This is a genomic window from Streptomyces sp. NPDC032126, assembly GCF_055580085.1.
In genome coordinates this window covers 522,301-547,907 of sequence record NZ_JBVIMA010000005.1, presented here as the reverse complement: position 1 = coordinate 547,907, position 25,607 = coordinate 522,301, and the positions used below count along the sequence as shown (strand labels likewise).

The 25,607-nt window shown below is 71.1% G+C and carries 22 protein-coding genes; 17 read left to right on the top strand and 5 right to left on the bottom strand.

What is annotated here, in order from left to right; genetic code table 11:
- Window positions 1-42 precede the first annotated feature (42 nt).
- From ACZ5NW_RS21885 to ACZ5NW_RS21820, 14 genes are all read left to right on the top strand, one after another.
- Window positions 43-1,629, top strand: a complete 1,587-nt coding sequence (locus ACZ5NW_RS21885) for a class I adenylate-forming enzyme family protein (RefSeq protein ID WP_468745537.1) — start codon at window positions 43-45, stop codon at window positions 1,627-1,629.
- Window positions 1,630-1,689: 60 nt separating this feature from the next.
- Complete coding sequence (locus tag ACZ5NW_RS21880) at window positions 1,690-2,763, top strand: methyltransferase (RefSeq protein WP_468745536.1); 1,074 nt, start codon at window positions 1,690-1,692, stop codon at window positions 2,761-2,763.
- A gap of 96 nt (window positions 2,764-2,859) precedes the next feature.
- Window positions 2,860-4,065 (top strand): methionine adenosyltransferase, encoded by a 1,206-nt coding sequence (metK, locus tag ACZ5NW_RS21875; protein WP_468745535.1) that lies wholly within the window; start codon window positions 2,860-2,862, stop codon window positions 4,063-4,065.
- 34 nt (window positions 4,066-4,099) lie between these two features.
- Window positions 4,100-5,020 (top strand): aromatic prenyltransferase, encoded by a 921-nt coding sequence (locus tag ACZ5NW_RS21870; protein WP_468745534.1) that lies wholly within the window; start codon window positions 4,100-4,102, stop codon window positions 5,018-5,020.
- Between the two features lie 195 nt (window positions 5,021-5,215).
- The gene (locus ACZ5NW_RS21865) at window positions 5,216-6,451 is read left to right on the top strand and encodes a cytochrome P450 (protein ID WP_468745533.1); all 1,236 of its coding nucleotides are present in this window, start codon (window positions 5,216-5,218) and stop codon (window positions 6,449-6,451) included.
- A gap of 21 nt (window positions 6,452-6,472) precedes the next feature.
- Window positions 6,473-7,480 (top strand): mevalonate kinase, encoded by a 1,008-nt coding sequence (gene mvk / locus ACZ5NW_RS21860; protein WP_468745532.1) that lies wholly within the window; start codon window positions 6,473-6,475, stop codon window positions 7,478-7,480.
- Window positions 7,470-8,564 carry a diphosphomevalonate decarboxylase gene (mvaD, locus tag ACZ5NW_RS21855; RefSeq protein ID WP_468745531.1) on the top strand — a complete coding sequence of 365 codons (1,095 nt, stop codon included), beginning with the start codon at window positions 7,470-7,472 and terminating at the stop codon, window positions 8,562-8,564. Before mvk ends, mvaD begins: the two co-directional genes overlap by 11 nt.
- Entirely contained in the window at window positions 8,561-9,688 is a 1,128-nt protein-coding gene (locus ACZ5NW_RS21850; protein ID WP_468745530.1) for a phosphomevalonate kinase, read from the top strand. Before mvaD ends, ACZ5NW_RS21850 begins: the two co-directional genes overlap by 4 nt.
- Window positions 9,685-10,776, top strand: a complete 1,092-nt coding sequence (fni, locus tag ACZ5NW_RS21845) for a type 2 isopentenyl-diphosphate Delta-isomerase (RefSeq protein ID WP_468745529.1) — start codon at window positions 9,685-9,687, stop codon at window positions 10,774-10,776. The genes ACZ5NW_RS21850 and fni overlap by 4 nt, the downstream gene beginning before the upstream one ends.
- Complete coding sequence (locus tag ACZ5NW_RS21840) at window positions 10,773-11,831, top strand: hydroxymethylglutaryl-CoA reductase (RefSeq protein WP_468745528.1); 1,059 nt, start codon at window positions 10,773-10,775, stop codon at window positions 11,829-11,831. Before fni ends, ACZ5NW_RS21840 begins: the two co-directional genes overlap by 4 nt.
- A gap of 5 nt (window positions 11,832-11,836) precedes the next feature.
- Window positions 11,837-13,012: a hydroxymethylglutaryl-CoA synthase gene (locus ACZ5NW_RS21835; protein ID WP_468745527.1), complete on the top strand. Its 1,176-nt coding sequence runs from the start codon at window positions 11,837-11,839 to the stop codon at window positions 13,010-13,012.
- 32 nt (window positions 13,013-13,044) lie between these two features.
- On the top strand, window positions 13,045-14,019 hold the full coding sequence (locus ACZ5NW_RS21830) for a 3-oxoacyl-ACP synthase III family protein (RefSeq protein WP_468745526.1): 975 nt from the start codon (window positions 13,045-13,047) through the stop codon (window positions 14,017-14,019).
- 51 nt (window positions 14,020-14,070) lie between these two features.
- A complete protein-coding gene (locus ACZ5NW_RS21825) occupies window positions 14,071-16,047 on the top strand; it encodes an FAD/NAD(P)-binding protein (protein ID WP_468745525.1) in 1,977 nt (658 codons plus the stop codon).
- Window positions 16,037-17,479, top strand: coding sequence for a nitrosuccinate lyase (locus ACZ5NW_RS21820; protein WP_468745524.1), 1,443 nt, complete (start codon window positions 16,037-16,039; stop codon window positions 17,477-17,479). The genes ACZ5NW_RS21825 and ACZ5NW_RS21820 overlap by 11 nt, the downstream gene beginning before the upstream one ends.
- Here ACZ5NW_RS21820 and ACZ5NW_RS21815 read toward each other — a convergent pair.
- Together ACZ5NW_RS21815 and ACZ5NW_RS21810 are read right to left on the bottom strand one after the other, a co-directional pair.
- Complete coding sequence (locus tag ACZ5NW_RS21815) at window positions 17,453-17,680, bottom strand: hypothetical protein (RefSeq protein ID WP_468745523.1); 228 nt, start codon at window positions 17,678-17,680, stop codon at window positions 17,453-17,455. The two genes, ACZ5NW_RS21820 and ACZ5NW_RS21815, sit on opposite strands and share 27 nt — an antisense overlap.
- Window positions 17,677-18,264: a hypothetical protein gene (locus ACZ5NW_RS21810; protein ID WP_468745522.1), complete on the bottom strand. Its 588-nt coding sequence runs from the start codon at window positions 18,262-18,264 to the stop codon at window positions 17,677-17,679. Before ACZ5NW_RS21810 ends, ACZ5NW_RS21815 begins: the two co-directional genes overlap by 4 nt.
- Window positions 18,265-18,514: 250 nt before the next feature.
- On the opposite strand from ACZ5NW_RS21810, the gene ACZ5NW_RS21805 reads away from it, so the two are divergent.
- Window positions 18,515-19,582: a polyprenyl synthetase family protein gene (locus ACZ5NW_RS21805; RefSeq protein WP_468745521.1), complete on the top strand. Its 1,068-nt coding sequence runs from the start codon at window positions 18,515-18,517 to the stop codon at window positions 19,580-19,582.
- A 76-nt stretch (window positions 19,583-19,658) separates the two neighbouring features.
- Here the strand turns inward: ACZ5NW_RS21805 and ACZ5NW_RS21800 are convergent, their stop codons facing one another.
- On the bottom strand, window positions 19,659-19,859 hold the full coding sequence (locus ACZ5NW_RS21800) for a DUF6059 family protein (protein WP_468745520.1): 201 nt from the start codon (window positions 19,857-19,859) through the stop codon (window positions 19,659-19,661).
- Between the two features lie 199 nt (window positions 19,860-20,058).
- On the opposite strand from ACZ5NW_RS21800, the gene ACZ5NW_RS21795 reads away from it, so the two are divergent.
- The gene (locus tag ACZ5NW_RS21795) at window positions 20,059-20,829 is read left to right on the top strand and encodes an isoprenyl transferase (RefSeq protein WP_468745646.1); all 771 of its coding nucleotides are present in this window, start codon (window positions 20,059-20,061) and stop codon (window positions 20,827-20,829) included.
- A 134-nt stretch (window positions 20,830-20,963) separates the two neighbouring features.
- A complete protein-coding gene (locus ACZ5NW_RS21790; RefSeq protein WP_468745519.1) occupies window positions 20,964-22,040 on the top strand; it encodes an SAM-dependent methyltransferase in 1,077 nt (358 codons plus the stop codon).
- A 55-nt stretch (window positions 22,041-22,095) separates the two neighbouring features.
- Here ACZ5NW_RS21790 and ACZ5NW_RS21785 read toward each other — a convergent pair whose 3' ends face one another.
- Window positions 22,096-22,917 (bottom strand): AfsR/SARP family transcriptional regulator, encoded by an 822-nt coding sequence (locus tag ACZ5NW_RS21785; RefSeq protein WP_468745518.1) that lies wholly within the window; start codon window positions 22,915-22,917, stop codon window positions 22,096-22,098.
- Between the two features lie 454 nt (window positions 22,918-23,371).
- Complete coding sequence (locus tag ACZ5NW_RS21780) at window positions 23,372-25,375, bottom strand: BTAD domain-containing putative transcriptional regulator (protein WP_468745517.1); 2,004 nt, start codon at window positions 25,373-25,375, stop codon at window positions 23,372-23,374.
- Between the last annotated feature and the right edge of the window lie 232 nt (window positions 25,376-25,607).

Here is a 25,607-nt window from a genome sequence, read left to right as displayed (position 1 = left end):
GACAGCCCGAACGTCCGTCGATCACCGCAAAGGAGCAGCCCGATGAAGGGCTCTGTGGCCTATCAATCGATACAGAAACGCGGTCTGCACATCGGCCTGCTGCCGGCCATGGCCGCGGCCGTCAACCCGGCGACGCCGATCACCCTCGACCACGACCTGGACGTCCTTCCCGAGGTGGGCCGGCATCTGACGGTGTCCCGGCTCGCCGAGGTGGTCGACGACCTGGCGGCCCGGCTGTGGGCCGCCGGGGTCCGGCCCGACCAGCACATCGTCCTGCACAAGCGGCCGAACGCCGATGTGTGGGTGCTGGCCTGCGCCGCGTCCCGGATCGGCGCGGTGCCCGTGCTGCTCTCGCCCAGCCTGGACGCGATCACGGTCGGCGCCCTGCTGAAGCGGGTCGACCGGCCGAACCTGCTCGCCGACGAGCACAAGCTCGACGTGCTGGCCGAGCTGCCCCTGGCCGATCTGACCCGGCAGGTGCTCCTCGTGTCCGGGGAGCGGCCCGGAGCCGTGTCGCTGGGCGCGCTCGCCGGGGCGCCGCGGGTCAGCCCCGTGGTGCGGCCCATCGACGAGGCCGCCGTGATCACCCACACCTCCGGCACCACCGGGATACCCAAGCTGGTCGTGCACACGCCCCGCACCCAGGGGCTGCGGCTCAAGCCGCAGTGGCGGCTGCTCTCCCTCATGCGGCAACGGGAGAGGGTCGCCATCCACATCCCGTTCGTGCACTCCCGCAATGTCGCGGCGATGGCCCTGGCCCTCCTGAAGGAGATGCCGGTGCTGCTCATGAACGAGTCGGACACCGACACGGTCGCCGAGCAGTTCCTGGAGAACCGGCCCGGCCTCGTCGAGGCGCTGCCCAACTCGCTGATGGCGTGGGAGGGTCTGGCCGACGATCCGCGCAAGCCGTTCGCCTCGGTCAAGTACTTCAGCAGCACCTTCGACGCCATCCACCCCCGCACCATGAGCCGGCTGCTCAAGTCGTCCGAGCGCAGGGGTGCCCTGTTCTTCCAGATCTACGGGCAGAGCGAGGTCGGACCCGCCGTCGGCCGCGCCTACTTCCGCCACTCCGCCCACAAGGCCAACGGCCGCTGCGTCGGCTGGCAGATGCCCCTGGGCTCGGCGAAGGTACGCGTCGTCAGCCGCGACGGCCGGCGCCCCACGGAACAGAACCCCGGCCGCATCCAGGTCGCCTGGCCCGCGCTGGCCAAGACGTACTTCGGCGAGCAGGAGCGGTACGACAGCAACCGGGACGGCGACTGGTGGAACACCGGGGACGTCGGCTACTTCACCCGGTTCGGCTGCCTGCACATGCTCGACCGCGAGGTCGACATGATCCCCGGGGTCCGCAGCTCCCTGGAGGTCGAGGACCTGGTCCTCGCCGCACTGCCGGAACTCAGCGAGCTGGTCGTGGTCCACGGCCCCGACTCCGAGGCGGTCCCGGTGGTGTGCACCCACGGCGACCGACCGCTGGACCCGGACCGCTGGCGTACGGCCGTCGCCGGCTTCCCCCAGCTGGCCGACCCGGTCCACATCCCCGAGGCCGAACTGCCGCGCACCGGCACCCTCAAGGTGCAGCGCCTCGCGCTGGCCGACCGGCTCAAGGACAGGTTCGACGGCCGGGCCTGACCCGCGCCGCCCCGGCTCTGACAGGGGTGGAAAACCATCTACGCGAAAGAGACGAGTCCCATGACATCGGAAGCCACGCTCGCCCGATTCCGTGAGTACATGGTGGGCCCCTCGCGGTTCATGACCTTGCTGTCCGCCTTCGAACTCGGCCTCGTCGACAGGATCCGGGAGACCCCGGGCCTGACCGCGGCCGAGCTGGGCGAGGCGGTCGGAGCCAAGGCGGATGCCGTGGAGCAGCTCCTTCTCCTGCTGGTCAAGGAGGGCTTCGTCGCCCACGACGAGGAATCCGGCGCCTACACCCTCGACGGCCTCGCCGATGTCGCCGCCGGCGATCTGAAGCGGGCGCTCGCCTATATGAACATGATCAAGGTGGTGGCGCTGCGGCAGCTCTTCTACCTCACCGACAGCGCCCGCACCGGCACACTCGTCGGCCTGAAGGAGCTCTACGGGGTGACGGAGGGCACCCTGTACGGCGCCGTGGCCGAGCACCGGGACCTGCGGGACGCGTGGGCGAACCTGATGAACACGGTCACCGCCAACATCGACCCCTGGTTCTTCGGCAACGTCGACATCCCCGCCGGCGCCAAGGTCCTCGACCTGGCCGGCAACACCGGCCTCGGGGCGATCCACACCGTCGAGCACAAGCGCTCTCCCGGGCTCAAGGTCACCACCTTCGACCTGCCGGAGAAGGAGCGGGAGGCCCTGGAGAACTTCAAGGCCCACGGGGTGGCCGAGCATTGCTCCTTCATCGGCGGCGATGTCTTCGACGGTGTGCCCAAGGGCTTCGACATCGTCCTGATCAAGCACTTCCTGGACATGTTCGACAAGGACGACGTGATCAGGATCCTCCGGGGCGTCAACGAGTCCCTGGAGGTCGGCGGTCAGGTCAACATCATGGTTCCGGTGTATCCGGAGGACATCACCGACACCGACAACTACAACGTCGACTTCTTCCCGGCCTTCTTCATCGGCTGCACGATGGGCCAGGGCGGCCCGCAGAAACTGTCGGTCTATCAGAGCTGGCTGGAGGAGTGCGGGTTCAAGGTGACGAAGGCCATCACCAAGGACGCCTCCGAGATCCCGCCGGACGTCATCCCGGTGCAGGCCATCCTGTCCGCGACCAAGGTGGCGTGACCGGGCGAGTTCTCCGCGACCGCGGGGCGCACGACCTGCGTCCGGGCGCCCCGCACGCGCCGACCAGTGACCATCCATCCGAGCCCTTGGAGCGTTGTGTCCCGTCGCCTGTTCACCTCGGAGTCCGTGACCGAGGGTCACCCCGACAAGATCGCTGACCAGATCAGCGACACCATTCTCGACGCGTTCCTGCGCGAGGACCCGTCCTCCCGGGTCGCCGTCGAGACGCTGATCACCACCGGCCTGGTGCATGTGGCCGGCGAGGTCACGACCAAGACGTACGCGGACATCGCGACGCTGGTCCGCAACAAGATCCTTGAGATCGGTTACGACTCGTCGAAGAAGGGCTTCGACGGGGCGTCGTGCGGTGTGTCTGTGTCGATCGGCGCGCAGTCGCCGGACATCGCGCAGGGCGTGGACACGGCGTACGAGTCGCGGGTGGAGGGCGACGAGGACGAGCTGGACCGGCAGGGCGCGGGCGACCAGGGCCTGATGTTCGGCTACGCGACGGACGAGACGCCGACGCTGATGCCGTTGCCGATCTTCCTGGCGCACCGGTTGTCGCGGCGTCTGTCGGAGGTGCGCAAGAACGGGACGATCCCGTATCTGCGTCCGGACGGCAAGACGCAGGTGACGATCGAGTACGAGGGTGACAAGGCGGTGCGGCTGGACACGGTGGTGGTGTCCTCGCAGCACGCCAGTGACATCGATCTGGAGTCGCTGCTGGCGCCGGACATCCGTGAGTTCGTCGTCGAGCCCGAGCTGAAGGCGCTGCTGGACGAGGGCATCAAGCTGGACACGGAGGACTACCGGCTGCTGGTGAACCCGACGGGGCGTTTTGAGATCGGCGGGCCGATGGGTGACGCGGGTCTGACGGGCCGGAAGATCATCATCGACACCTATGGAGGGATGGCGCGCCACGGTGGTGGGGCGTTCTCGGGCAAGGATCCCTCGAAGGTGGACCGTTCGGCGGCGTACGCGATGCGCTGGGTGGCGAAGAACGTGGTGGCGGCGGGGCTGGCGTCGCGCTGCGAGGTGCAGGTGGCGTACGCGATCGGCAAGGCCGAGCCGGTGGGCCTGTTCGTGGAGACCTTCGGCACGCACACGGTGGAGACCGAGAAGATCGAGAAGGCCATCGACGGGGTCTTCGACCTGCGCCCGGCCGCGATCATCCGCGACCTGGACCTGCTGCGCCCGATCTACGCCCAGACCGCGGCGTACGGCCACTTCGGCCGGGAACTGCCCGACTTCACCTGGGAGCGCACCGACCGCGTCGAGGCGCTGCGCAGGCACGTCAAGTAAGGCAAACACGAACCGAGACAGACTCTTTGGAGCAATGATGTCGGGTGCAGTCGCCGTCGATGTGGCAAGTGTCTACGCAGCCATCGAGAAGTCAGCCGGCCTGCTGGATGTGACCGCTTCACGTGATGTTGTCCTGCCCGTCCTGACCGCGTTCGAGGACGCGCTTCCCGGGGCCGTGATCGCCTTCAGGGTGGCCACCAACGCGCGGCACGAAGGAGAGTTCGACGCGCGTTTCACCCTGCCCAAGGAGATCGATCCGTACGAAGTCGCCCTGTCGCGGGGCCTGATCGCGAAGACGGATCATCCGGTCGGGAGCCTGCTCGCGGACATCCAGCAGCTCTGCCCCATCGACAGCTACGGCGTCGACTTCGGCGTCGTCGCCGGATTCAAGAAGATCTGGCTGTACTTCCCCGGCGGAGAGCACGAGACGCTGGCCCGGCTCACCGGACTGGCGTCGATGCCGCGCAGCGTCGCGGGGAACATCGATTTCTTCACCCGCTACGGCCTGGCCGAGAAGGTGGACGTGATCGGGATCGACTACCGCAGCCGGACGATGAACCTGTACTTCGCGGCACCCCGGGAATGCTTCGAGAAGGAGACCGTCCTCGCGATGCACCGGGACATCGGACTGCCGAATCCGAGTGAGCAGATGTTCGCCTTCTGTGACAAGGCGTTCGGGCTCTACACCACGGTCAACTGGGATTCCGGTGAGATCGAGCGGATCTCCTACGGGGTGAAGACACAGGATCCGATGTCCTTCTTCGCCCGGCTGGGCACCAAGGTCGAGCACTTCGTGAAGAGCGTCCCGTACGGTGTCGACGACCCGAAGATGGTCTACGCCGCCGTGACGTCCAGCGGCGAGGAGTACTACAAGCTCCAGTCCTACTACCGCTGGCGCTCCGTCAGCCGGCTGAACACCGCTTACATCGCCGCTCGCGACAAGGAATCCGCATAGCCGCCCTGGCGTTTCGAGCGCCCTCAGGGAATCCCGCGCACCGCGGGATTCCCTCTTTTTTGCTCTTTTTCCACGCGGAATGGTGTACGAGAGGTGAGTGCGATGGTGAGTCCGCTGGACTCGGCAGCCTTATACTCGGACGATTCGGGGGCAACGAACAGCGGACCCGGCAGTCCCGCATTCCAATTCAGCCGAATGGAGAGCCTCCTCGGAGGGCGCCCGCTGCGCCGCCTGACCGTGGACGGCGTCGACGCCGTGTTCGTCAGGGACCCGGTCCTGGTGCGTACGATTTTGGTGAGCGACAGCAAGAACTACGGAAAAGGCGAACTCTTCCGCAAGGCCAGGAACCTCAGCAGGGTGGGCATGCTCTCGGAGGACGAGACCATGCACCGCCACTACCGGCGGCTGGCGAACCCCTATCTGCGGGCCACCAAGGTCGACGAATACGTGCCCGCCATGCGGGACATCGTTCGCGACATCGTGACCTCCTGGCGCGCCGGGGAGCCCGTGGACATCCAGTCCGAGATGTGCCGGATCACCTGCGCCATCGCGGTGGGAACCCTCATCGCCGGGCTGCCCCCCGAGACGACGCGGGCGCTGAGCGAGCGACTCTCCCGCCTGGCCTGGGAAATGATCAGGAAGCCGCTCTACGGGAAGGCGGCGGCCCGCGCCCAACGCACCGCGGCCTCCCGGCGGTTGGCCCAGGCGCGCACGGAGTTCCGGGAACTGCTCGCGGAATGCATCGCCGATCTCATGGCGTCTCCCGAACCGACCGTCGGCTGGCTCGCGGATCTCCTGACGGACTCCGACGCCGACGGGAACCGGGTCCTGACGGCGGATCAGGTCTGCGAGGAAGCGGTCATGATGCTGACGGCCGCCACCGTCACCACGGCCTCGGTCATGTCCTGGGCGCTGCACGTGCTCTCCACCGATCCGCCCGCCGAGGAGAGACTCCTCAAGGACCAGATGCGGCGGCGCGGCGGGAACGCCGCGCACGACCACGGCGCGTCCAGCTACACCCTCCGCTTCCTGATGGAGGTGCTGCGCCTGTATCCGCCGGTCTGGATCTCCTGCCGGAAGTCCCTCACGGATGTCGTGCTCGGCGATCACGAACTCCCCGCGGGGACCAACGTGGTGTTCAGCTCGTATCTGCTGCACCGGGACCCCGAGCGCTATCCGGATCCCCACCGCTTCGATCCCGACCGCTGGCTCACCCTCGAACTCGGCAAGGTCGACGCCTCCTACATCCCCTTCGGTATCGGGTCGAAGGGATGCATCGGGGAGTCCTTCGCCTGGCAGCAACTCGAAGTCATCCTCGATGTGCTGACGCAGGAATGGAAGCTGAACGCCGGCCCCGATCTCCAGGTCCGTACGGCACCGGAGACCACGCTTCATCCCCGGCGCCTGCACATGGTCCCGCAGCCTCGGTAACGACAAGGGGAGTTGAGTGCTTTGACGCTGTCGACCTCGGCGAAGGGGGTGCCGAAGGACCGCCGGACGCATGACGTCGGCGTCGGCCGCGCCCACGCCAAAGCCATTCTGCTCGGTGAACACTCCGTCGTGTACGGGGCTCCGGCGCTCGCTCTTCCCGTTCCGCAGCTGACGGTCACGGCGAGCGCCCGCCGGTCCCCGTGCCCGGGCGACGGACCGGGCGACGTGTCCTTCACGATGACCGGTTCCCCGTCGCGGCCGATGGTCACCCAGGCATCCGACGGACTGCGCCGGCTGATCACCGAGTTCACGACGACCACCGGCGTGGACGACGACCCGCACCTCGATGTGGTCATCGACGGCGCGATCCCGCACGGGCGGGGCCTCGGCTCCAGCGCGGCCTGCGCCCGCGCCGTCGTCCACGCCCTCGCCGACCTCTACGGCCGCGACCTCACGGAGAGCGAGACGTTCGACCTGGTGCAGACGGCCGAGACCGTGGCGCACGGCCGCTCCAGCGGTGTCGACGCACGGGCCGTCGGCGCCTCCGCCCCGCTGCTGTTCCAGCGGGGCCGGGTCCAGGAACTGGCCATCGGCTGCCACGGCTTGTTCGTCATCGCCGACAGCGGAGTCGTGGGCCGCACCAAGGACGCGGTCGAGCTGCTGCGCGAGGGATTCCAGCGGCACGAGGGGGCACAGGAGCGCTTCCTGCAACGCGCCTCGCGGCTGACCGAGCGGGCCCGGCACGCCCTCGCCGACGGCAGGCCGGAGGAGCTGGGAGCGCGGCTGACGGACTACCACGATCTGCTGCGGGCGCACGGACTGAGCACCAAGGGCATCGACGCCCTCGTCGACGCCGCGCTCACGGCCGGCGGCCTCGGCGCGAAGATCACCGGCGGCGGCCTGGGCGGCTGCGCCATCGCCCTGACCCGGGTGGAGCAGGCCGGAGAGGTCATCCAGCAGCTTCACGCGGCAGGCGCCGTACAGACCTGGGTCGTGCCGCTGAGAGGGCCTGCCGATCATGCGCACTGACCGTCCGACCGGCCTCGTCGACCACCCGACCACGCCCGAGCGGGCCGGCGCCGGTGACGCCACCGCCGTCGCCCACCCGAACATCGCGCTGATCAAGTACTGGGGCAAGCGCGACGAACACCTCGTGCTGCCCCGCGTCGACAGCCTGTCGATGACCCTGGACGTCTTCCCCACGACCACCCGCGTCCGCCTCGCCCCCGAGGCCGCACAGGACACGGTGACCCTCGACGGCCGGCCCGCCGAGAGCGAGGCACGGCGCCGCGTCGTGGCCTTCCTGGACCTGGTGCGCGAACGGGCCGGGCTCACCCACCGGGCCGTCGTGGACAGCGAGAACACCGTCCCCACCGGGGCGGGCCTCGCCTCCTCCGCGAGCGGGTTCGCCGCCCTCGCCACCGCCGCGGCCGCCGCGTACGGGCTCCGCCTCGACGCCACCGCCCTGTCCCGGCTGGCCCGGCGCGGCTCCGGGTCGGCGTCCCGGTCGGTCTTCGGCGGGTTCGCCGTGTGGCACGCGGGCCTGGACTGCGCCACCCCGACGGAGGCCGACCTCAGGTCCCACGCCGAACCCGTGCCCTCGAAAGACCTCGACCCGGCCCTCGTCATCGCCGTCGTCAACGCCGGACCGAAGGCCGTGTCCAGCCGGACGGCCATGCGGCGGACCGTCGACACCTCCCCGCTGTACGAGCCGTGGGCCGTCTCCAGCGCGGTCGACCTGACCGAGATGCGGGCGGCGCTGCTCGCCGGTGACATCGAGGCGGTCGGCGAGATCGCGGAGCGCAACGCGCTCGGCATGCACGCGACGATGCTGGCGGCCCGCCCGGCCGTGCGCTACCTGTCGCCGGCCTCGCTCACCGTCCTGGACAGCGTCCTGCGGCTCCGGCAGGACGGCGTCCCGGCCTACGCCACCATGGACGCCGGACCCAACGTCAAGGTGCTGTGCCGCCGCACGGACGCCGAGAGGATCGCCGAGACGCTCCGCGCGGCCGTCCCGGACGGCTCGGTCCTGGTGGCCGGACCGGGCCCCGGCGCCCGTCTGCTGACCAACGCGGGCGACGCCGCCGGTGGGACGTACGGGGACGGTCGGTGACCCGCCCGCGTACCGTCGTCCGCCGCGCGCCGGGCAAGCTGTTCGTCGCGGGGGAGTACGCCGTGGTGGACCCCGGCACCCCGGCGATCCTCGTCGCGGTGGACCGCCATGTCACCGTCACCGTGACCGGCCCCGCCGAGACGGGCGTGGAGATCTCCTCCGATCTCGGTCCACGCGGTGTGCGTCTGCGCTGGCGGGACGGCCGGCTCGTCCCGTACGGCACCGACGACGAGCCGGGGACGCGCGCGGGACTCTCCCATGTGCTGTCCGCGATCGAGACCGTGGCCCGGCTGGCGGCCGAACGCGGCCTGCCCGCACCGGTGTTCGCTCTGTCGGTGGTCAGCGACCTGCACGACAACGGCACCAAGTACGGCCTCGGCTCCAGCGGCGCCGTCACCGTGGCGACCGTGGCCGCCGTCGCCGCGTACTGCGGCCTCACGCTCTCCGACGAGGAGCGCTTCCGGCTGGCCCTGCTCGCCGGCGCCGCGCTCGACCCCAAGGGCTCGGGCGGTGACCTCGCCGCCGCCACCTGGGGCGGCTGGCTCGCCTACCGGGCCCCCGACCGGGCCGCCGTCCTGGCCCTCGCCCGCGCCCGCGGCGTCGCGGAAGCCCTCCGCGCGCCCTGGCCCGGCTTCGACGTACGTCGCCTGCCGGCGCCCGAGGGCCTCGCGCTGGAGGTCGGCTGGACCGGAACCCCGGCCTCCACCGCCGCCCTCGTGGCCGATCTGCACCGGCGGCCCTGGCGCGGCACCGACGCCCACCGGCGGTTCGTCCGCACCACCACCGACTGTGTACGCACGGCGATCACCGCGCTGGAACGAGGCGACGGCCAGGGCCTGCTGGACCAGATCCGGCGGGCCCGGCGGGAGCTGGCCCGGCTCGACGACGAGGTCGCCCTCGGCGTCTTCACACCCCGGCTGACGGCCCTGTGCGAGACCGCCGAAGCCGTCGGCGGCGCGGCCAAGCCCTCCGGCGCGGGCGGCGGCGACTGCGGCATCGCGCTGCTGGACGCCGGGTCCCCGCGGGACATCGCGCGACTGCGCGAACGGTGGGCCGCGGCCGGGGTGATACCCCTGCCGATCCGCGCCGCCGCGGAAGGGAACGCGGAAGGGAACGAGGAATGATCGCTCAACGCAAGGACGACCACGTCAGGCTCGCTGTCGAGCAACAGGAGCAGCACAGCGGACGCAACCAGTTCGACGAGGTGTCGTTCGTCCACCACGCCCTGGCCGGCATCGACCGGCCGGACGTCTCCCTGGCCACCGCCTTCGCCGGCATCTCCTGGCCCGTGCCCCTGTACATCAACGCGATGACCGGGGGCAGCGAGCGCACCGGCGCCATCAACCGCGACCTCGGCATCGCCGCCCGCGAGACCGGCGTGCCCATCGCCTCCGGGTCCATGAGCGCCTACTTCAAGGACCCCGACTGCGCCGGCACGTTCAGCGTGCTGCGCGAGGAGAACCCCGACGGGTTCGTCATCGCCAACGTCAACGCGACGGCCTCCGTGGACCGGGCGCGGCGGGCCGTCGACCTGCTCCGGGCCGACGCCCTCCAGATCCATGTGAACACCGTGCAGGAGACGGTGATGCCGGAGGGCGACCGCTCGTTCTCCTCCTGGATCCCGCAGATCGGGAAGATCGCGGCCGGCGTCGACGTGCCCGTGATCGTCAAGGAGGTCGGCTTCGGGCTGAGCCGTGAGTCCGTGCGCCTGCTGGACGACCTCGGCGTGCGGGTCGCCGACCTCGGCGGCCGGGGCGGCACCGACTTCGCCCGCATCGAGAACGGCCGGCGCGAACTCGCCGACTACGCCTACCTCACCGGCTGGGGGCAGTCCACCGCCGCCTGCCTCCTGGACGCCCAGGACGCCCCGATCCCCGTCCTCGCCTCCGGCGGTGTGCGCAACCCGCTCGACGTGGCCCGTGCGCTGGCGCTCGGCGCGTCCGGCGTCGGAGCCTCCGGCACCTTCCTGCGCACCCTCCTCGACGGCGGCGTGGACGCGCTGATCGCGCGCATAGCGACCTGGCTCGACCAGCTGGCCGCGCTCCTGACCCTGCTCGGCGCGCGCACCCCCGCCGACCTGACCCGCTGCGACCTGCTGATCCACGGCGAGCTCCGCGACTTCTGTACCGACCGGGGCATCGACACGAGGCCGTTGGCCCGCCGTTCCCAACGCCTTGACGTGCCCCACGAGAGGACGGGAAACACACGATGACCGACAACGCGATCGCCGGGGTTCCGATGAGGTGGGTGGGCCCCCTGCGCATCTCGGGGAACGTGGCCACCACCGAGACCCAGGTCCCCCTCGCCACCTACGAGTCGCCGCTGTGGCCCTCCGTGGGCCGGGGCGCGAAGGTCTCCATGCTGTCCGAGCGGGGCATCGTCGCCACCCTCGTCGACGAGCGGATGACCCGGTCGGTGCTCGTGGAGGCGCTGGACGCGCAGACCGCGCTGACGGCCGCGCGGACCATCGACGCGCGCGTCGGCGAGCTGCGCGAAGTGGTGCGCTCCTGCAGCCGGTACGCCGAACTGATCGGCGTCCGCCACGAGATCAACGCCAACCTGCTGTTCATCCGGTTCGAGTTCAGCACCGGCGACGCCTCCGGCCACAACATGGCCACGCTGGCCTCCGACGCCCTCCTCGGGCACCTGCTGAAGACCATCCCGGGCATCTCCTACGGATCGATCTCCGGCAACTACTGCACCGACAAGAAGGCGACCGCGATCAACGGCATCCTCGGCCGCGGCAAGAACGTCGTCACCGAGCTGCTCGTGCCGCGCGCCGTGGTCGAGGACGTCCTGCACACCACGGCCGCCCGCATCGTCGAGCTGAACATCCGCAAGAACATGCTCGGCACCCTGCTCGCCGGCGGCATCCGCTCGGCGAACGCCCACTTCGCCAACATGCTGCTCGGCTTCTACCTGGCCACCGGCCAGGACGCGGCCAACATCGTCGAGGGCTCCCAGGGCGTCGTCATGGCTGAGGACCGCGACGGGGACCTCTACTTCGCCTGCACTCTGCCCAACCTGATCGTGGGCTCCGTCGGCAACGGCAAGGGACTCGCCTTCGTGGAGTCGAACCTGACCCGGCTCGGCTGCCGCACCGAGCGCGCCCCCGGCGAGAACGCCCGCCGGCTCGCCGTCATCGCGGCGGCGACGGTGCTGTGCGGCGAACTCTCCCTCCTCGCGGCCCAGACGAACCCGGGCGAACTCATGCGCGCACACGTCCTGCTGGAACGCGACAACACGACAGCGAAGGCTGGTGTCTAGGGAACATGGCCAACGATCTCGCCGTAGGAATCCAGGATCTGTCGTTCGCGACGACCGAGTTCGTCCTGCCGCACACGGTCCTCGCCGAGCACAACGGCACCCCCATCGGCAAATACCACCAGGGCATCGGCCAGCGGTCGATGAGCGTGCCCGCCGCCGACGAGGACATCGTGACCATGGCCGCGGCCGCCGCCGCACCGCTCGTCGAACGGCACGGCAGCGACGGGATCCGGACGATCATCTTCGCCACCGAGTCCTCGATCGACCAGGCGAAGTCGGCCGGCATCTACGTCCACTCCCTCCTCGGCCTCCCCTCGGCCACCCGGGTCGTCGAACTCAAGCAGGCCTGCTACGGAGCCACGGCCGCCCTGCAGTTCGCCATCGGCCTGGTGCGCCGCGACCCGGCGCAGCGCGTCCTCGTGATCGCCTCCGACGTCTCCAAGTACGAACTGGACAGCCCCGGCGAGGCCACCCAGGGCGCCGCCGCCGTGGCCATGCTGGTCGGCGCCGACCCCGCGCTGCTGCGCATCGAGGAACCGTCGGGCGTGTTCACCGCCGACGTCATGGACTTCTGGCGGCCCAACTACCGTGAGGCCGCCCTGGTCGACGGCCAGGAGTCCATCGGCGCGTATCTGCTCGCGGTGGAGGGAAGCTGGAAAGACTACACCGAACAGGGCGGGCGCGCGCTCGACGAGTTCGCCGCGTTCTGTTACCACCAGCCGTTCACGAAGATGGCCTACAAGGCCCACCGGCAGCTGCTGAACTACTGCGGGTGCGACATCGACGAGGACCGTATCGCCCGAGACCTCGGACCGACCACGGCCTACAACAACGTCATCGGCAACAGCTACACCGCCTCGGTCTACCTGGCGCTCGCCGCCCTGCTCGACGGGCCGGACGACCTGACCGGCCGGCCCGTCGGCTTCCTCAGCTACGGCTCCGGCAGCGTCGCCGAGTTCTTCGCCGGCACCGTCGTCCCCGGCTACCGGGACCACCTGCGCACCGCTGCGCACCGCGCGGCGATCGACCGGCGCGTGCCCGTCGACTACGCCCGCTACCGCGAGCTGCACGAGCGCTCCTTCCCGGCCGACGGCGGCGACCACCGCACCCCGGCCGAGACCACCGGCCCCTTCCGGCTGGCGGCCCTGCGCGACCACAAACGCGTCTACGAGACGCGCTAGCCCATCCACGACCACCTGAGGGGAAACGGCGCATGACCGAAGTCGGGATCCTCGGTACGGGCGCTCATGTGCCGGATCGGGTCGTCTCCAACGACGAGGCGGGAGCCGCGGCCGGGGTCGACGACGCCTGGATCGTCCGCAAGACCGCGATCCGGGAGCGCCGCTGGGCCGCCCCCGAGCAGGCCACCTCGGACCTGGCCGCGGCCGCGGGCCGGGCCGCGCTGCGATCGGCCGGCATCACCGCCGACCAACTGTCCGTGATCGTCGTCGCCACTTCCACACCCGACCGGCCCCAGCCGCCCACCGCCGCCTATGTGCAGCATCTGCTCGGCGCCGTCGACGCGGCCGCGTTCGACATCAACGCCGTCTGCTCCGGCGAGGTGTTCGCGCTCGCCGCGGCCGAGGGAATCATGACCAAGCGCGGCGGACACGCGCTGGTCATCGGCGCCGACGTGTACTCGCGCATCCTGAACCCGGCCGACCGCAGAACCGTCGTCCTGTTCGGCGACGGGGCCGGCGCGATGGTCCTGGGCCTCGGACGAGGAGCGCGCATCCGCAACATCACCGCGCACACCTTCGGCGAACTGGCGGGCCTGATCGAGGTGCCCGCCGGGGGCAGCCGGCTCCCCGCCGACCGGGCCGCCCTGGACGCGGGCCTGCAGTACTTCACGATGGACGGCCGGGCGGTGCGCGCCTTCGTGGAGGACCGACTGCCGCTGCTGACCAAGCAGTTCCTCCACGAGAGCGGTGTCGGCCCCGACGACATCGGCCACTTCGTCCCGCACCAGGCCAACGGCGTCATGCTCGACACCGTCTTCACGGAACTGGCCCTGCCCCGCGCCACCCTGCACCTCACCCTGACGCACTACGGCAACACCGGAGCCGCCTCCATCCCGATCACCCTGGCGGAGGCCGCCCGCGCGGGCGCCTTCCACCGGGGCGACCTGATCCTCCTGGCCGGTTTCGGCGGAGGCATGGCGGCGGGGTTCGCACTGGTCGAGTGGTGACGTCCAGGCATCGGCAGAAACGGGAACCATGACTCGGCAGAAACGGCAACCATGACAGCGAGACACTGCACCGTGGGCCTGATAGGCAGCGGCCCGCGCGGGCTCTCGGTGCTCGAACGGCTCTGCGCCAACGCCCGCTCGCAGCCCGAGGGCAGCACGGTCCACGTCCATGTCGTCGACCCCTACCCGCCCGGCTCCGGCAAGGTGTGGCGCACCGACCAGTCCCGTCACCTGCTGATGAACACCGTGGCCGGACAGATATCGGTGTTCACCGACGCCTCCGTGGACCTCACCGGCCCGCTGGAACCGGGGCCGAGTCTGTACGAGTGGGCCGCGGCGCTCGTCGGGGGCGAGTCCGGCGACGGCCTTCCGGCCCATGTCCTCGACGAGGCCCGCACGCTGGGCCCCGACACCTACCCGACCCGGGCCTTCTACGGCCGGTACCTCCAGTGGGCGTACCGGCGCGTCATCGACCGCGGGCCCGCGGGGCTGACGGTCACCGCGCACGCCGCCCTCGCCGTGTCCCTCGACGACGATCCGGACGCGGAGGACGGATCCGCGCAGCGGGTGGTGCTCGACGACGGAACCGTCCTCGCGGGCCTGCACGCCGTGATCCTCTGCCAGGGCCACCTGCCGGCCCGCCCCGACCCGGCCGAGCGGGAGTTCGCCGCCCGGGTCCGCACGGCGGGACTGGTCCGAATCCCACCGGCCAACCCGGCGGACGTCGACCTCGACGTGCTGTCCCCGGGCATGAAGGTGCTGCTGCGCGGACTCGGGCTGAACTTCTTCGACCACATGGCCGAGCTCACCGTCGGCCGCGGCGGCTCCTTCACCCGGGCCGCCGGGCGGCTCGTCTACGAGCCCTGCGGACGGGAGCCACGCCTGTACGCGGGGTCCCGGCGCGGCATCCCGTACCAGGCCCGCGGCGAGAACGAGAAGGGCCCGCACGGCCGGCACGAGCCGCTGCTGCTCACCGCCGACCGCGTCGCGCGACTGCGCCGCACCCACGAGCGGTCCGGCCTCGACTTCCGGACGGACCTGTGGCCGCTGATCGCCCGGGAGGTCGAGACCGTCTACTACCGGACGCTGTTGGCCTCCCTCGGGCACACCGCCCGGGCGGAGCGGTTCCAGGAGGACTTCCTGGCGGCCGGACCGGGGGAGCGGGAGAGGGACGCCGTGCTCGCGGCGTACGGCGTCGGCGAGAAGTACCGCTGGGACTGGGAACGGCTCGCCCGCCCTTACCGGGACCGGGAGTTCGCGGGCCCCGGGGACTTCACGGACTGGCTCCTCGACCACCTGCGCAAGGACGTCTCGGAGGCCAGGTCCGGCAACGTCAGCGGGCCGCTCAAGGCCGCCCTGGACGTCCTGCGGGACCTGCGCAACGAGGTCCGTCTCGCGGTCGACCACGGGGGCCTGCACGGTGATTCGTACCGCCGCGACCTGGACGCCTGGTACACACCGCTCAACGCGTTCCTGTCGATCGGACCGCCCGCGCGGCGCGTCGAGGAGATGATCGCCCTCATCGAGGCCGGGGTGCTGACCGTGGTCGGGCCCGACCTGCGGGTCACCGTCGACGACGCCGGCTACCTCGCCCGCTCGCCGCTCGTGCCCGGCTCCGGGGTCCGCGTGGACGCCCTGGTCGAGGCCCGCCTGCCCGACATCACCCTCAGCCGGACCGAGGATCCGCTGCTGCGCCATCTGCTCGCCACCGGGCAGTGCACCGCCTACCGCATCCGCACGCGCTCCGGCGGCGCCTACGAGAGCGACGGACTGGCCGTCACCGGGCGGCCGTTCCACCTGGTCGACGCGGCGGGACGAGCCCATCCGCGCCGGTTCGCCTTCGGCGTGCCCACGGAGTCCGTGCACTGGGTGACGGCGGCGGGCATCCGCCCCGGCGTCAACTCGGTGACCCTCACCGACTCCGACGCCATCGCCCGCGCGGCCCTCGCCTGCGGCGCCGTCACGGAACACGGTGGACAGGGCGGACAGGAAGCGCACACAGGACAGGGACTCATCCATGCCCACTGACACCACCCTCACCGCCGACGCGGGAGCCGGCCCCGCGACGCTGTACGCGGACCCCGGTCTGCTGTCCCCGGTCTGGGCCGGCACGCCCGTCGCCGCCGCCGTGTCCGACGGGGCGTGGCTGCAGGCGATGCTGGACGCCGAGGCGGCGCTGAGCCGGGCGCAGGCCCGGCTCGGCACGGTGCCCTCGGCCGCCGCCCGGATCATCACCGAGGCCGCCCGGGCCGACCGCCTCGACCTGGTCGCCCTGGCCCGCCAGGCACGCGAGTCCGCCAACCCCGTCGTCGCGCTGGTGCGGGAGTTCACCGCGCTGGTGGCGGCCCGGGACCCGGAGGCGGCCCGGTATGTGCACCGGGGGTCGACCAGCCAGGACATCCTCGACACGGCGACCGTCCTGGTCACCGGTCGCGCCCTGCGGATGGTCCGCGCCGATCTCCGACGCGTCGAGGAGGCGCTTGCCGTCCTCGCCCGCGACCACCGGGACACCCTGATCGCGGGCCGGACCCTGGCCCTGCACGCGGTGCCCACGACCTTCGGGCTGAAAGCGGCGGGCTGGCGCCATCTCGTGCTGGACGCCGCACACAAGCTCGACGCGCTGACCAACGGCGGCCTTCCGGTCCAACTCGGCGGCGCCGCAGGCACGTTGGCCGGCTATCTCGCCCACGCGCCGGAGGCCGACCCGGCCGGCTACGTCGAGGAGCTGACGGAGGCGTTCGCCGCCGAACTCGGGCTCTCCGCCCCGCTCGTGCCCTGGCATGTGCTGCGTACGCCCGTGGTGGACGCGGCCACGTCCGCCGCGTTCCTGTGCGGAGCCCTCGGCAAGATCGCCGTCGATGTGCTGTCCCTGGCCCGGACCGAGGTCGCCGAGGTCCACGAGCCGGCGCCGGGCGGCCGGGGCGCGTCCTCGGCGATGCCGCACAAGCGCAACCCCGTGCTGGCGACCGCCATCCGGTCGGCCGCGCTGCAGGCGCCGCCGCTCGCCGCGACGGTGCTGGCCTGTCTGCCGAGCGAGGACGAGCGGTCGGCCGGCGCCTGGCACGCCGAGTGGGAGCCCCTGCGCACCCTGCTGCGGCTGGCCGGGGGAGCGGCGCACCAGGCGGTGGAACTCGTCTCCCAGCTGGCGGTGGATCCGGCGCGGATGCGGGCCAACACCCGGATCACCGGCGGACAGATCGTCTCGGAGCGGATCGCCGTCGTCCTCGCCCCGCTGCTCGGCAAGGCACAGGCGCGCGATCTGCTGAACGAGGCGTCCGCCCGCGCGGCGCGCACCGGGGAGCCGCTCGCCGAGGTCCTGCGGCGGGACGGCCGGGCGTCGGCTCTCCTCGCCGACGCCCGACTGGCCGACCTGTTCGAGCCGGAGGCCTACACGGGGGCCGCCGGCCCGCTGACGGACCGTGCGCTGTCGCGGTCACTGCCCGCCACGGGCGGACGGTGAGCCGGGCGCGCCGGGTGCCGTCGTCCGCCGTCGCAGGGCGATCTGGGTGAGCTCGTCGATGTCGAACTCGGCCCGGCCCGGTGTGCCGTAGCGGGTGATCTTCCCCCGGCTCACCCACTTGCGGATCGTCGCCTCGGACACCCCCACGGCGAGTGCGGCCACATGGGTGGGCAACAGCCGGTGACGCGGGGGCCTGCTCATGCGCCGACGGCCTTCCGCCGCCGCTCCATGAGCGGGCGCAGAGTGATCCATTCACGCATGTCCCAGGTGTGCCCCGAGGAGCAGCGGATGCTGCGCGCGTCCGAGGTCCCGGAGTGCTGCGGGGACGAGGTGATCCTTCCGGCGCAGTCGGCCACCACGCACTCCCAGGTGAGCACAGGAGCGTCCCCGGGCTCCGGGTCGATGGTGCGCAGCAGTTCCATCCGAAGACCGTCGATTTCATCCGCGAAATCCGCCGCCGGCGGTTGTCCGGTCAGCCAATCGAGATGGCGCAGCAGGAAATGTGCCAAGTGCTGGACGGATCCCGTGGGGGCGGCCGATCCCAGCTCGTCGGCGACGAACTCGGCCCATGACTCCAGAATGGCGAGGATGTTGTGCCGGGCGTCCAGCGCGGTCATGTTCAGGGGATCCCTGCTCCGGCTCCCGGACACCCGTGTCTGGTGCACACGTCTGGCAATGGGCGCGATGTGATGCAGACTTTCCTGGTAGAGACCGGGGAGTGCGCGCAGGTTGCCCTCCAACTGCCGGATGCGCGAGGCGGAGAGGGCGGATTCGGGTAACTCCATTCGATCTCCTTGTCCGAACTAACCATGAGAAATTCACGGTTTCGTGGCAGTACCGATGGTCCGTGTAAGAGTCCGTGGGAAGAGTCGTGGGAAGAGGAAGAAGTCGCGGTAAAAGTAAATCGAGGTTTCCACGGGCCAGTTCAGGGTGTCAACGTTCCCCCTTCGTGGTCGACCGCCCCTAAAGGGGAACTCCAGATTCGAAGCGCTTCCGCTCCAGCGCCGCTCCATCCGAACCCGAGGAGAGAGACCTGTGACGTCGTACGTGACCACCGACACCGGCCGGGACGACGCCGGCCCGGCCCGTCGTACCAGCGCCGAACTGCTGCGCCGCGTCGAGGACAAGCTGCGCTCGCTCCTCGACGCCGAGCGCGAGGCGTGGGCCGGGGTGCACGAGCAGGCGGTCGTTCCCGTCGAGGCGCTGGCCGAGTTGATCGCGTCGGGCGGCAAGCGCATCCGGCCCGCCTTCTGCGTCACCGGCTATCTCGCCGCCGGCGGCGACCCCGACGACCCCGGCATCGTGGCGGCCGGCGCGGCGCTGGAGATGCTGCACCTGTCCGCCCTCGTCCACGACGACGTCCTGGACGACTCCGACCAGCGGCGCGGTCTGCCGACCGTCCACACCACCTACGCGGCGCTGCACGGCAGTCGGGGGTGGCAGGGCGAGTCACGCCGTTACGGCGAGGGCGTGGCGATCCTCGTCGGTGACCTCGCGCTCGTCTACTCCGGGGAGTTGATGGCGCAGGCGCCGAGGGCGGTGATCCCGGAGTGGAACAAGCTGCGCTCCGAGGTGATGATCGGCCAGTACATGGACGTCCACGCGGCCGCCGAGTTCTCCGTCGACCCCCGTGGCTCCCGTCTGATCGCCCGGATCAAGTCCGGCCGGTACACCATCCACCGCCCCCTGGTGGTGGGCGCGAACGCGGCGGGCCGCGGCGATCTGGCGCCCGCCTTCGAGGAGTACGGCGAGGCGGTGGGTGAGGCGTTCCAGCTCCGGGACGACCTGCTGGACGCCTTCGGCGACTCCGCCGACACCGGCAAGCCCACCGGCCTGGACTTCGCCCAGCACAAGATGACGCTGCTGCTGGGCTGGGCGATGCAGCGCGACGACCGCATCCACCGCCTGATCACCGAGCCGGGCCACACCCCGGACGAGGTGCGGCGCCGCCTCGTGGACACGGGCGTTCCCGACGACGTCGAGAAGCACATCGCCTCCCTCGTCGAGCGGGGCTGCAAGGCCATCGCCGACGCGCCCGTGGACCAGGTCTGGCGCACGGAACTGGCCGACATGGCCACCCGGGTCGCCTACCGCAAGGCCTGAGCCGGCCCCGGCGCCCCGCCGTGCCGCACGGGCAAGCGGGTGAAGCGGGGGGGCTACCCGGCCTCCAGCTCCCGGACTAGCCGGCCTCCAGCTCCCGGACCAGCCGGCGCTCCAGCGGTGTCAGCGGCACATGGGCACACACCCGCTCCGGATGGCCGGGGGCCGGCCCCGCCAGCGGTTCGGCCTCGATGAACGGCCCGACGTACAGCATCCCGTACTCCGACAGGGCGCGGCAGATCGCCAGAGCGATCTGGCGGGGGCGCGGCAGGCGCCACATGGCGGGCCTCCTTCGGTGAACGGGGCGACGGGCGACCGGCGGACGGGGCACAGCACGGTCCCCCCACTCTCCGGCGCCCGGCCCGAGAACCACCCCAGCTCCACTGGAGCGACCGGCCTCGATGGCTGAAGCTCCGTGCCGGGCGATACGGTGGCCCCCGCTAGCCGTTGGTGGGGACGAAGGGACATGGCACGTGGCACTGAGGGCGCTTCGCTCGGCATTGGAAGCCCTGTACGTCAGGCGGCTGGCGCGCAAACTGGACGGCAAGCCCCGGCCCCGGCATGTCGCCATCATGCTGGACGGCAACCGCCGGTGGGCCCGCGGAGCCGGGCACGACGACGTCCGTGAGGGCTACCGCGTCGGCGGGGCGAAGGTCGGCGACTTCCTGCGCTGGTGCGACGCCGCCGACATCGAGCACGTCACCCTGTGGATGCTGTCCGACGACAACCTCCACCGGCCGGCCGACCAGCTGGAGCCGCTGCTCGACATCATCGAGGAGACCGTCGAGAGCATCTGCGCGGCCGACGAGGACTGGCAGATCCAGGTCATCGGCGCCCTGGACCTGCTGCCGGGGGAGACCGCGCGGTCCCTGAAGGACGCCGTCTCGCGCACCTCCGGCCGGACCGGCCTGAAGGTGGACGTGGCGGTCGGCTACGGCGGGCGCCGCGAGATCATCGACGCGGTCAGGTCCGCCTTCGACAAGCACATCTCCGGCGGCGGCGACCCGCGCGAACTGGCCGAGAACTTCGACCTCCAGCACATCTCCGACAACCTCTACTCGACCGCCGGTCACGACACCGACTTCATCATCCGCACCTCCGGCGAGCAGCGGCTGTCCGGCTTCCTGCTCTGGCAGTCCGCCTACGCGGAGGTTCACTTCGTCGAGGTCCTGTGGCCGGCCTTCCGTGAGATAGACCTGCTGCGCGCGCTGCGCTCGTACGCCGCGCGGGAACGGCGTTACGGCAGGTAGAGACGCGGAATCCGGTATCCCGAGCCGCGCCGGAGTACCGCTCCACCGGCGCTCCAGTACCCCTGCCGATACTCGGTGGGCCGGGAGCGCCGGGGCGGGACCCCCTCCCGGACTGTCGATCGGAAGGGATACCTGTGTCCAACCCCGAAGCCGTACTCGCCCGGATGCGCGAGTACATGGTCGGACCCACGCGGTTCATGAACCTCTACGCCTGTTTCGAGCTCGGCATCGTCGAGGCGCTGCGCAAGGAGGCCGGGCTGACCGCGGCCGAACTCGGCGCCGCCGTCGGCGCCAAGCCCGACGCCGTGGAGCAGTTGCTGTACCTGCTGGTGAAGGAGGGCTTCGTCGCCCGGGACGAGTCCACCGGCGGCTACGCCCTCGACGGTCTCGCGAGCGTCGCCGACGCGGACCTCCAGCGGGTCCTCACCTTCATGGGCATGATCAAGACGGGCATGCTGCGCCAGCTGTACTTCCTCTCCGACAGCGTCCGCACCGGCACGGTGGTCGGCCTGAAGGAGTTCTACGGCTTCGAGGGGACGCTGTTCGAGGCCGCGGCCCAGGTACCGGACGTACGCGCGGCTTGGGGCCCGCTGGCCCAGAACGAGACCGCGAGCGTCTATCCCTGGTTCTTCCGCAGCTTCGACGTCCCGGACGGGGCGCGGGTGCTCGACGTGCTGGGCGGCATGGGGCTCGGGGCCGTCATGACCTGCCAGCTGAAGGGGTCGCCCGGTCTGCGGGTGACGTCCTTCGACCGGCCCGTCATGGAGGCCGAGTGCCTGCGCACCTTCGAGGCGCAGGGGGTGGCGGAGCAGTGCGCGTTCGTGGGCGGTGACGTCCTGGAGTCCTTCCCGGGCGGCGGCTTCGACGTGGTGCTGCTCAAGCACTTCGTGGACATGTACGACAAGGACGACGTCCTGACCATCTTCAGGAACGCCCACGCCGCGCTGAAGCCCGGCGGGCAGGTCGTCGTGCTCGCGCCCGTCTACCCCGAGGACATCACGGACCCCGGCGACTACCAGGCCGACTTCTTCCCGTCGTACATCCTGGGCTGTGTGATGGGCCGCGGCGGCCTTCAGACGGTGTCCACCTACCGGAGCTGGCTGGAGGAGTGCGGGTTCGAGGTCACCGGCGTGACCGCCAAGGACCCCGCCGACATCCCGGCGGACGCCATCATCAACCGCGTCGTCATCCGCGCGACGAAGCGGGGCTGAGCCGCCCGGGAACCGCGGCCGGTCGCGCGTCCGGCCGCGGTCCCGTTCCGGGGCGTCAGGCGGCGTAGAGGTCGAACGTCGAGCTGCGGCGCGGTCCGGCGACGATGTCCAGTTGGGGGTCGACGACGAGCATCGCCTGGTGCAGGCGCTGCACCTGCGGCGAGGGCTCGACGCCCAGCTCCTCGATCAGCCGGATGCGCAGTCTGCGGTAGACCTCCAGCGCCGACGCCTGCCGCCCCGACCGGTACAGCGCCACCATGGCCTGTGAGTGCAGCCCCTCGTGCTGCGGGTGACGCGCCGTCAACTCGGTGAGTTCCGGAATGAGTTCGGTGTGACGGCTGAGCCGCAGATCGGCGTCGATGCGCCGCTCGACGGTGCCGAGGCGGCTCTCCTCCAGGCGCATGACCTCGATCTTGAGGACCGGCCCGAGCCGCACGTCCACCAGCGCCGGTCCCTGCCACAGGGTGAGCGCCTGCCGGAAGCGGTCGGCCGCGACGGCGTCGTTGCCGGCCTCGAAGGCCGACCGGCCCTCCGCGACCATGCGTTCGTAGGTGTGCACGTCGACGCTCTCGGCGGGGATCTCCATCACGTAGCCGCCGTGCCGGGTGGCGAGCACCTCCTTGGCCGTGCCGGGGGCGTCGGGCCCCATGGCGCTGCCGAGGTGCCGGCGCAGCTGGAGGATGTAGGTCTGCAGGGTGGCGAGCGCGCTCTGCGGCGGCTTGCTTCCCCACAGCTCCTCCATGAGTGTGGAGACGGGCACCACCCGCCCGGGATAGAGGGCGAGCAGGGACAGTATCTGCCGGGGTTTACCGGCCGTTGGGACAATCGATTCCCCGTTGACCTCGGCGCACAGCGTGCCCAAGACCTGAATCTTCACGTTTTCCCCCGTATCTCGTCGAGTCCCTCTCAATGGTCGATTCCGTTGCCGCGAACCCGGTGGCCGCGAATGCGGGCCAGCGTCGTGAGGGAGGGAAGCCCCGGGCAGGGGAGTGGTCACTCGGTTCGCGGGAACATGTCGCTCTTCGGCATATGCCTCAGTCCCCCGTGCCGTGCGAAGGCAACGAATTGGTCGGCCGGGCCGCGTGGTTCGGAAGATCTGCCGACCTGGTCGTCTCCGACATCGATCCTCCATGTGCTCCGCGCCGGCACCTGTCCGGCTTGACCTGGATCGTTCCTTTGGTGCGTACGCCTATCAGTGTTGTCCATGGGACTTGAGCCGGACTGTTCGGCGGCTTGGCGTCGGCTTGGTACGGACCGGCGACGCCGGAGCTCTCACCGCGTACGGCGAGGGCTCCGGCGTCGGATTCCGGCCGGTGCGCGCGACTTGACGCTCACTTGGCGGCGCTGAAGATGATGCCCCGGCGGGGTCGCAGGGCCGCGGTGCGGATCCGGCGCAGCAGATGCACCCGGCGCAGCCGCCCCATGGTCTGATACAGCACCTCGGCGGTCAGGGCGTGGGTGAAGGAGTACCAGCCGAGCCGCTGCTGGTCCTCGCCGATCAGCCCTGCCGTGGCGATCGTGTCGACGACCTTCAGCGCCTCGCCGATCTCGATCGAGGAGGCCTCGGCGACGACGTCGATGGCGAAGCTGCGGCCGGCGATGGAGGCCACGGACAGCAACTCGACGGCGGTCGGGCCGAGTCGGGCGACGCGGCCCAGCACCACCTCGCGCACCGGTGCCGGAACCGGTGGCACCGGTGCCGTGCGGGCCCGGCCAGGACGCTCCTCGCTCTCCATCGCCTTGATCAGTTCACGCAGGTAGAACGGATTGCCCCCGGTGCGGAACCGCAGTTCCTCGGCGGTGGCCCCGCTCACCTCCCGCTGGAGCATCGTGCTCGCCAGGGCCCGGGTCTCGGTGACGTTCAGGCCGGTGAGCTCTACCCGCGTCATCTCCGTGCGGGCCAGCGCGGCCGAGGTCTCGGCCAGGGTCGCCGCCTCGTCGGACCGGTAGGACACGGCCACCAGCAGCCGGCTCGCCTGCACCGACTCGGCCAGATGGGCCAGCAGCCGCAGGGAATCCGGGTCCGCCTGGTGCAGGTGGTCGAGCACGATCACCAGCGGTGTGGCGTGGGACGCGCCGGTCAGATAGTGGACGATCGCCTCGAACTGCCGCAGGGTCGCCGCGTCCGCGTCGGCGCCGGCCGGCGCCTGCCGGGTCTCCCCGTTGAGCACCTCGGCCACCGGGCCGGGCACCGGACGGTGCGGGCAGTGGGTACTCGCCATGCCCAGGACCTGCCGCCAGGGCCACAGCGGCGGTGTGGCGACATGCCCGGGGCAGGCACCCCACAACACCGGTACACCCGGCGCCAGTTCGGCGAACCTCCGCAGCAGACTGGTCTTGCCGATGCCCGGCTCCCCGGACACCGTCAGCAGCCGCCCCCGGCCGACCGCCGCCGCGCCGGACACCGCGGCCAGCTGGCGCAGGGCCACCTCGCGGCCGACGAAGGTCTCCGTGTCCGCGGCCGGGCCCGAGCGCGGCGGGGCGGGCACCCGGACCTGCGGCGCCACCGCCGGCCTGCCCGGCGCCGGCACGGCCGGGGCGACCGGCGCCGGACGCCAGTCGAGCGCCGGGGCGTGGCTCAGGATCTCGCGTTCGAGATGCTGGAGCGCGGGTCGCGGGTCGATGCCCAGTTCCTCGCCCAGCCGCCGCTGGTTGGTCCGCAGCACCGCCAGGGCGTCGGCCTGCCGGCCGGCCCGGTACAGCGCCAGGCTCAGGAGCTCGCAACCGTATTCGCGCAGTGGATGGGCCTGCATGAAGGCCTCCAGCTCGGCGACCGCCATCTCGTGGGCCCCCACGGCGAGCAGCGCCGCGCAGCGCCCCTCGACGGCCGACAGCCGCAACTCCTCCAGCCGCGCCACCTCCGCCGCCACATGCACCGAGGGGGACACCTCCGTGTAGGCCTCGCCCCGCCACAACGCCAACCCGGCCTCGAACTCGCTCAGCGCCTCGTGCGGATCACCCCGGTTCCACGCCTGCCATCCCGCCTTGGCGCGCCGCTCGAACCGCTGGACGTCCACCTCGACGACATGGCCGTCCAGCAGGTAGCCCCGGTCGCTGGTCCGTAACACCTTCGTCGGGGTGCGTGGCGCCCTGTCCGGTTCCAGCACCCTGCGCAGATTGGCCACGTAGGCCTGGAGCGAGGTCACCGCCGAGGGCGGCGGGCCCTCCGCCCACAGGGCCTCCAGCAGTACGTCCACCGGCACCGGCTGGCCGACCCGGCTGACGAGCAGCGCCAGGAGCCTGCGCTGCTTGGGCGCGCCCAGATCCACCGGCCGGCCGGCGACCACGGCCTCCAGGGGGCCCAGCGCGCGGAATTCCACCAAGGGCGGTGTCATTTCCTGCATTGTTGGTGACGGTACTTCGGTCCACCGGATGAATTCCGACGGTGCGTCGAACGATGTCGCGGCGAATTCCACGTCAGTCATGGCGTTGATTCTTCCGACTCGGCAGCGGGGAAGGTATGGCGATGATTCACGTGAACATTGGTGATGCGAATACGCGGCATGCCGAAGCGGGTGAAGATGAGGAAATGGCATCGCGGTGCGACAGAGTGGTGACACCGACGGG